This window comes from Frankia sp. AiPs1 (assembly GCF_023716945.1).
In the GTDB taxonomy this organism is placed as follows: Bacteria; Actinomycetota; Actinomycetes; order Frankiales; family Frankiaceae; genus Frankia.
Genome location: NZ_JAMQQF010000280.1, coordinates 1 through 7,501, shown reverse-complemented (window position 1 = coordinate 7,501; position 7,501 = coordinate 1). Strand labels below are relative to the sequence as shown.

The 7,501-nt window shown below is 75.3% G+C and carries 6 protein-coding genes; 5 read left to right on the top strand and 1 reads right to left on the bottom strand.

All coding sequences use genetic code 11. The features are described 5' to 3' along the window. Window positions 1-183: 183 nt before the first annotated feature. From ND748_RS20575 to ND748_RS20555, 5 genes are all read left to right on the top strand, one after another. Entirely contained in the window at window positions 184-1,473 is a 1,290-nt protein-coding gene (locus ND748_RS20575; RefSeq protein ID WP_251747635.1) for an LLM class flavin-dependent oxidoreductase, read from the top strand. Window positions 1,474-1,790: 317 nt separating this feature from the next. Beyond that, complete coding sequence (locus ND748_RS20570) at window positions 1,791-2,732, top strand: NADP-dependent oxidoreductase (RefSeq protein ID WP_251747633.1); 942 nt, start codon at window positions 1,791-1,793, stop codon at window positions 2,730-2,732. Next, on the top strand, window positions 2,729-3,487 hold the full coding sequence (locus tag ND748_RS20565; protein ID WP_251747632.1) for a GNAT family N-acetyltransferase: 759 nt from the start codon (window positions 2,729-2,731) through the stop codon (window positions 3,485-3,487). The genes ND748_RS20570 and ND748_RS20565 overlap by 4 nt, the downstream gene beginning before the upstream one ends. Continuing rightward, window positions 3,484-4,866 (top strand): M20/M25/M40 family metallo-hydrolase, encoded by a 1,383-nt coding sequence (locus tag ND748_RS20560; protein ID WP_251747631.1) that lies wholly within the window; start codon window positions 3,484-3,486, stop codon window positions 4,864-4,866. The genes ND748_RS20565 and ND748_RS20560 overlap by 4 nt, the downstream gene beginning before the upstream one ends. Before the next feature lie 176 nt (window positions 4,867-5,042). Next, window positions 5,043-5,516: a pyridoxamine 5'-phosphate oxidase family protein gene (locus ND748_RS20555; RefSeq protein ID WP_251747630.1), complete on the top strand. Its 474-nt coding sequence runs from the start codon at window positions 5,043-5,045 to the stop codon at window positions 5,514-5,516. Window positions 5,517-5,572: 56 nt separating this feature from the next. On the opposite strand, the gene ND748_RS20550 is transcribed toward ND748_RS20555, so the two are convergent. Continuing rightward, on the bottom strand, window positions 5,573-7,321 hold the full coding sequence (locus ND748_RS20550; RefSeq protein ID WP_251747634.1) for a SpoIIE family protein phosphatase: 1,749 nt from the start codon (window positions 7,319-7,321) through the stop codon (window positions 5,573-5,575). Window positions 7,322-7,501: the final 180 nt, after the last annotated feature.

Below are 7,501 nucleotides of genomic sequence, written 5' to 3'. Positions count from 1 at the left end.
GGCCAGGGCCGCGTGGATGGCCAGGGCCGCGTCGGCCCGCCCTGGGCGGCGATCGGCGCCGGCGCGATCGGCACTGCGCGCCCGGACGACCATCCGGACGATGCCCACGGCTGGGCGCAGGTCCTCCGCGGGAGCGACCCGGCCGGCCCCAGTCCCACCCCCGCCTCGACCGAAAGGCCAGACATGGCAGACATCCCGTTGGCCGTTCTCGATCTCGTGCCGGTCAGCGCCGGTGGCACCCCGAGCGACGCACTGCGCAACACTGTCGACCTGGCCCGGCAGGCGGAGGAGTTCGGGTACCGGCGGTACTGGTTCGCCGAGCATCACCTCAACCCCGGGCTGCTCGGCGTGTCGCCCGCGGTGGCGATCGCGCTGGTGGCCGGGGCGACGTCGACGATCCGGCTCGGCTCGGCCGGCGTCCAGAGCGGGCATCGGACCCCGCTGTCCATCGTCGAGGAGTTCGGCCTGATCGACGCGCTGCACCCCGGCCGCCTGGACCTCGGCATCGGCCGCTCACCGGGCCGGCCGGCACCGACCAACGGCGCGACCCACAACGGCTCGTCCCCGGTCGGCGTGAACGGCGGACCCACGAACGGCGGACCCGGGGACGGCGGATCCGCGGACGGCGGGCCCGGAGACGGCGCAGCGACGCCCGCACCGGCCCCGGCGCTCGTCTCGGCCGCGGCGGCCGCCTACCAGGCCAGCCTCGGCGGGGTCGACCACAGCACCGAGCAGCGGGCCGCCAACGGCCTGCTGATCCCCCGCCGGTTCGACTTCAGCCGACTGCTCGGCTCCCCCCGGTTGGGGCTGACGCTGTCGCTGCTGCAGCAGCCGGGCGCCTACACCCCGGAGTACGCCGACCAGGTCGACGACGTCCTCGCCCTGTTGCACGACACCTACCACGCCGCCGACGGCCAGACGGCCAGCGCCTGGCCCGGGGCCGGCGCGGCGCTGGAGGTGTGGATCCTCGGGGCTTCGGGGGGGTCGAGTGCGTCGGTGGCGGGTTCCCGGGGGCTGCGCTTCGCCGCGTCCTACCACCACAGCCCCAGCACGGTTCTCGACGCGGTCGAGGCGTACCGGGCGGCGTTCGAGCCGTCGACGGATCTCGCCGCGCCGTACGTCTCGGTCTCCGCCGATGTCGTCGTCGGCGAGGACGACGCCGACGCGGCCCGGCTGGCCGCCGGCTACGGGCTGTGGGTCCGCAGCATCCGCAGCGGCGCGGGGGCGATCCCGTTCCCGACTCCCGAGCAGGCCGCCGCGCACGTGTGGAGCGACGCCGATCGGGACCTGGTCGCCGACCGGGTCGCCACCCAGCTCGTCGGCTCCCCGTCGACCGTCGCCGACCGGCTCGAACAGCTCGCGACGGCGACCGGCGCGGACGAACTGGCCGTCACCACGATCACCCACCGCCACGCCGACCGGGTGCGCTCCTACGAGCTGCTCGCCGCGGAGTGGACCCGCCGCCACGGCTGACCCGCTCCCCGGGTGAACCAGCCAACCGGACCGACCGGACCGACCGAGCCGACCGGGCCCGCAGCGGTCTCGAACCGGTCCGAACCGGGCGGCGCCGTGACGCGTCCGGCGGGCCGGCCGACGGTGCGGAAGGGGACGGCGGCGGCCGTTGTTGAAGCAGACCGCCGCCGAGCCGGCGACGCCGTCCGAGCACCGGCTCGGCGGCGACGCCGGCAAGCAGGCGACCGCCCGGTGACCGACCATGTGACCGACGATGTGACCGACCAGATCCGTGGCGTGAGGCCACGCGAGCGAACGGGACGAAAGGAAGGACTGCGGTGCCGAAGGCATACGTCCATACCGCGAACGGCGGCCCCGAGGTGGAGACGTTCACCGATCTGCCGGCGCCCGAGCCCGGGCCGGGTCAGCTCGCGATCGCGGTGCGCGCGGTGGGTGTGAACCCCGCGGACTGGAAGCTGCGCGACGGGTTGTCGATCCCCGGCCTGCCCGACCCGGTGTTCCCCGTCGTGCTGGGGCTGGAGGCGGCCGGCGTGGTCACCGGCGTGGGCCCCGAGGTGGCCGGGTTCGCGGTCGGCGACGAGGTCCTCGGGATCACGGTCGGCGGCGCCTACGCCGAGCACGTCCTGCTCGCGGCCGCGCTGGCCGCGCACAAGCCGGCCGCGGTGAGCTTCCGCGACGCGGCCACCCTGCCGGTCGCGGCGGCCACCGCGTACGACGGCGTGCAGCAGCTCGCGCTGGCGCCGGGCGCGACCCTGCTGATCACCGGCGTCGGCGGCGGGGTGGGCGTCGCCGCCGCGCAGATCGCCCGGGACGCCGGGCTCACCGTCGTCGGCACGGCCAGCGCCGGGAAGAAGGACCTCGTCGAGTCCCTCGGGGTCGCCTGGGTCGAGCCGGGTCCCGGCGTCCTCGACCGGGTCCGCGCGGTCGCGCCGCAGGGGGTCGACGCGGTCTACGATCTCGTCGGCGGCGCGGCGCTCGAGGAGATCGCCGGGGTGCTCACCCCGGCGGCGACCGCCGGCGACGTCCCGCCGCGGCTGGTCACGGCCGCGGACACGGCGACGGTCACCCGCCTCGGCGGGGTGGCCGTGCAGCGGGCCCGCAACGCGGACGTGCTCGACGCCGTCGTCGGCCTCGTCGCGGCCGGGGTGCTGGACCCCCACGTCAGCGACGTCTACCCGCTGGACCGGGCGGATGCGGCCCTGCGGGCGGTGGAGACCGGTCACGCCCGCGGAAAGATCGTGATAGAAGTCGGCGGGTGACCATACGGCACGTCCTGGACAATCCCACCCGCTCGGCCCTGCTCGGCCCGCACGCGCACCTCGCCGAGCGGCGCGGGGAGGTGCTGCGTTACCCGGCGGACGTGTGCCCGTTCGTCGCCCTGCCCGACGAGCCGGACGAGCGCACCTGGCAGGACGCGGCGGCGCTGCTCGGCCCGGGCGCCCTGGTGCCGTTCACCGGCGTCGACGCGGACGTGCCACCCGGCTGGGAGGAGGTCGGCTTCGGCCCGGGGGTCCAGATGATCGACGCCGGGATCGACGCGGTGGGCGACGACGACGCGGTGCGCCTCGGCCCGGCGGACGTCGCGGAGATGCTCGACCTGGTGGCCCGCACCCGCCCCGGCCCGTTCCTGCCCCGCACCATCGCGCTCGGTACCTACCTCGGCATCCGCCGCGGCGGGGTGCTGGTCGCCATGGCCGGGGAGCGGCTGCACCCACCGGGCTGGACCGAGATCAGCGCCGTCTGCACCGATCCGGATCATCAGGGGACGGGGCTGGCCTCCCGCCTCGTGCGGGCGGTCGCCGCCGGCATCCGCGCCCGCGGCGAGATCCCCTTCCTGCACGCCGCCGCCACGAACACGAACGCGATCCGCCTCTACGAGACCCTCGGCTTCCGGCAGCGACGCACGGTGACCTTCCGTGCCGTCCGGATCCCCGCTGCCGTGGCCGTGCCCGCCCAGGCCGACGGGCCGCTCGCCGCGCGCCCGGCCACGGGCACGGGCGAGCCGGCGGTATGAGCGGTGCCGACCCGTCGGCAGGTCAGCGGGTTGCCGCCCGCGAGGCGGTGGCGATGGCCAGCGAGCTCATCGCGTTCGACACCAGCAACCACGGCGACCCGCACGCCCGGGGCACCGAGCGGCCCGCGGCCGAATACGTGGCCGGCCGGCTGGCCGACGTCGGCTACGACGTCACCTACCTGGAGTCCACCGCGCCCGGGCGCGGCAACGTCGTCGCCCGGCTGACCGGCGCCGACCCGTCGCGGGGCGCCCTGCTCCTGCATGGTCACCTTGACGTCGTCCCGGCGGACGCGGCCGACTGGACGGTCCACCCGTTCGCCGGCGAGGTGCGCGACGGGTACGTGTGGGGGCGCGGCGCCGTCGACATGAAGGGCGCGGTAGCGATCATGCTGGCCGTGGCCCGCCGCCTGCGCCGCGAGGGGGTCACCCCGCCGCGGGATCTGATCTTCGCGTTCGTCGCCGACGAGGAGGCCGGCGGCTGGCACGGGGCCCGCTGGCTGGTGGACAACCGCCCCGACCTGTTCGAGGGCGCCACCGAGGCGATCGGCGAGGTCGGCGGCTTCTCCATCACCCTCGGCTCCACCGCCACCACCACCACCACCACCACCGGCGGCGCCGCTGCCGGCGGCGAGGACTCCCGCGTCTACCTGCTCCAGACCGCGGAGAAAGGCAGCATGTGGCTGCGGCTGGCGGCCCGCGGCCGTGGCGGGCACGGCTCGATGCTGCACGACGACAACCCGATCGCGACCCTGGCGGCGGCCGTCGCCCGCCTCGACGCCCACCGCTTCCCGCTGGTGCTCACCGATCCGATCCGGGCGTTGCTCACCGGGATCGCGGACATCACCGGGGTCCCGTTCGACGAGGCCGATCCGCAGGCCGCCGTCGACCGTCTCGGCCCGCTGGCGCGCCTGGTCGGGGCGGCGCTGCGGGACACGGCGAACGTGACCCTCTTCGACGCCGGCTACCGGTCGAACGTCGTGCCCGCCCTGGCCCGCGCCACCGTGGACGGCCGCTTCCTGCCCGGACGCGAGGAGGCCTTCGGCCGCGAGCTGGTCGCGGTGCTCGGCCCGCGGGTGCTGGCCGAATGGGACACCCTGCCGCCGGTCGGGACGAGCTTCGACGGCACCCTGGTGGCGGCGATCGAAGCGGCCATCGAAGCGGAGGACCCAGGCGCGCGCGTCCTGCCCTACCTGCTGGCCGCGGGGACGGACGCGAAGTCGTTCCAGCGGCTGGGGATCCGCCACTTCGGATTCACGCCGTTGCGCCTGCCGCCGGAGCTGGACTTCAGCGCCCTGTTCCACGGGGTCGACGAACGGGTCCCCGTCGCGGCCCTCGAGTTCGGCACCCGCGTGCTGGATCGGCTGCTACGGGCCTGCTGACGGACCGCGTACGGCACCGACCGGACGGGCACACCCGTGCCGGAGGGCCCGGCGGGCGGACGACGATCGGCCCTGATCTCCCGATACGCACCGGCCTACCGTCGAATCGGGCATCGCCGAAGCGGTCCGGGCGCCCCGTCGGTCCGGACGCCCACCAGCGGACGAGGGGAACACACATGACATCGACGAGTGTGGGTGCGCCAGGTTTCACCGCCAGCGCCAGCGACAAGACCACCGTCACCCTCGACCATGCCGGGGGTGGTGTCCTGCCCACGGCCACCTGCCTGTGGCTGCTCGCCGGCGAGCAGGTGGGCCGGGTTGCATTCCGCGCGGACGGGGAGATCCTCGTCCTGCCGGTGAACTACGTGCTGGACGGGGACGCCATCGCGTTCCGCACGGCCACCGGTTCCAAACTGGCCGTGGCGCTCGAGGAGGACGCCGTCGGATTCGAGGTCGACGGCCATGACCCGGTGGCCCGCGCAGGCTGGAGCGTTCTGATCAACGGCAGGGCGGTGGCGGTCACCGATCAGCAGACGCTGGCCAGGCTGGAGAAGACCGGGCTGGCCCCGTGGGCGGACCGCATCGAGCACCCGCACTGGGTGCGCATCCTGCCCGAGTCGATGACCGGCCGGGTCGTCGCCCACTCCTGACGAGCGGGACGGACCAGCGGGACAGCCGAGCGGCTGTCGGGACAGACCAGCGGCTGTCAGTCCAGGCCGACGGCGAGCAGGCAGACGTCGTCGTCGCGCCCGCAGGGGGCGGTGATCTCGGCGAGGATCCCGTCGCACAGGTCCTCCAGCCCGCCGGACCTGGGCCCACCGTCCGGGCCGGGTGCGGCTCCGGCGCTGGCGGCGGCGGCGAACGCGTCGAGGCCCAGCGACAGGGACGCCCCCCGTCGTTCCACCAGCCCGTCGCTGTAGAGCAGCAGCCGGCAGCCGGGGGGCAGGGTCAGCTCGCTCTGGCCGTACCGGTGGCCCGGCGCCGCGCCGAGAATCGGGCCGTGCACCTGTTCGAGGTAGCGCGTGGCCGGCCCGGCGATCAGCAGCGGCGGCGGGTGCCCCGCGCAGGACCAGGTCAACCGCCGCTCGCCCGGTCGCAGATGCGCGACGACGGCGGTGGCCAGCGTCTCGTCGCCCTGGCCGGCGAGGTTCGCGGCGAGCTGGGTGGTGATCTCCGCCGGGCTCTGGCCCTGCAACGCGTACGCCCGAGTGGCCTGGTGCAGCTCCGCCATGATCGCGATGGCGCCGAGGCCGTGGCCACCGACGTCCCCGACGACGACCATGAGCGCGCCGTCCGGCAACACGATGGCGTCATACCAGTCGCCGCCGATGCCCACGTCCCGGCTCGCCGGCAGGTACCGGGCGCTGAGTCGCACTCCGGCCGGATCGGGCAGCCGCTGCGGCAGGATCGCCCGTTGCAGGACGGTGACCAGAGTCGTCTGGCGCTCGTACAGCCGGGCCCGTTCGAAGGCGTGGGCGCAGATCCCGGCGAGGGTCTGCAGGAACGCCTGATCGCCGGGGTCGAAGTCGCGGGGCACGTCCCAGACGAGCACGAGAACGCCGATGAGCCGACCGGAGACGACCAGCGGCAGGTGGGCGCTGGCGTTCAGTTCGAGGACCTGCACCGTTTGCTCCCGGTCCGGGTAGTCGGCGAGGTATTCGGCCCGGCTGGGGTGATAGCGGGGCCGCCGGTCGCGCACGACGTCGGCGGCGGCGGCCGGCCCGCGGATCGGCAGGGCCTGCCACATCGCGAGGACCGGCGAGGTCGCCGGGTGCACGATGCTGCGGTACAGCTCGCCGTCGTCGCCGTGGAGCATGACCGCGGCGAACACGATCCCGAGGTCGGCGGTGGCGGTGTGCACGACCACGTCGCCGAGCTCGTCGACGGTCAGGGCCTGCCCGAGCGCGTGGGTGAGGTCGAGCAGGCGGGTGGCCCGCCACAGCGCGGTGGACCCGGGACCGGCGCCGTCGCGATCCGTCTGCACCGAGCTGACGTCGCCGACCAGCCCGACCATCCGGGCCGCGCCGGCCGTCTCGTCCCGCACCACGGCTCCGCGCACCTGGACCCAGCGGGTCAGGCCGTCCGGCCGCAGGATCCGGTACTCCTCCAGGACGGCGCCGGCGGTGCGGGCGGCGTCCGCCAGGGTCGTGCGCACGCCCGTCGCGTCCTCCGGGTGGACCATGGCGAGGGCGGTGTCGATGGTCCCGTCGAACTCGCCCGGGGCGAGACCGCACATCGCGGCCGCCTGCTCGTCGCAGACGAGCCGACCGCTGGCCGGCTCCCAGCTCCACACCCCGATGCCGGCGCCGGCCAGCGTCAGCGACAGATCGGCGACCTCGGCCGTTGGACGTATCACCGCCCGGCTGGCCGCAGCGGTGCGCCCGGCCCCGGCGCCGACCACCGGACCAGTGCTGCCCACCGGATCGGCGCTGTCCACGGAACCAACGCCGTCCATGCAACCGGTGCTGTCCACGGAACCAGCGCTGTCCACCGAACCAGCGCTGTCCACGGGACCGATGGCGGCACGACCCACCGAAGCTCGGCCCGAGAACGCCCGGGCCGTCGGGCCCACGCCCGCCGCTGACGGCCCCGTGGCCGCGGCGGAGCGCCCCGCGGCCTGGTGGGAAAGGTCGGC

Excerpts from the sequence above, each read along its gene's own strand:
- ND748_RS20575 (WP_251747635.1), top strand. The coding sequence starts at position 184 with ATGGCAGACATCCCGTTGGCCGTTCTCGATCTCGTGCCGGTCAGCGCC.
- ND748_RS20560 (WP_251747631.1), top strand. The coding sequence starts at position 3,484 with ATGAGCGGTGCCGACCCGTCGGCAGGTCAGCGGGTTGCCGCCCGCGAG.
- ND748_RS20555 (WP_251747630.1), top strand. The coding sequence starts at position 5,043 with ATGACATCGACGAGTGTGGGTGCGCCAGGTTTCACCGCCAGCGCCAGC.
- ND748_RS20550 (WP_251747634.1), bottom strand. The coding sequence starts at position 7,321 with ATGGACGGCGTTGGTTCCGTGGACAGCGCCGATCCGGTGGGCAGCACT.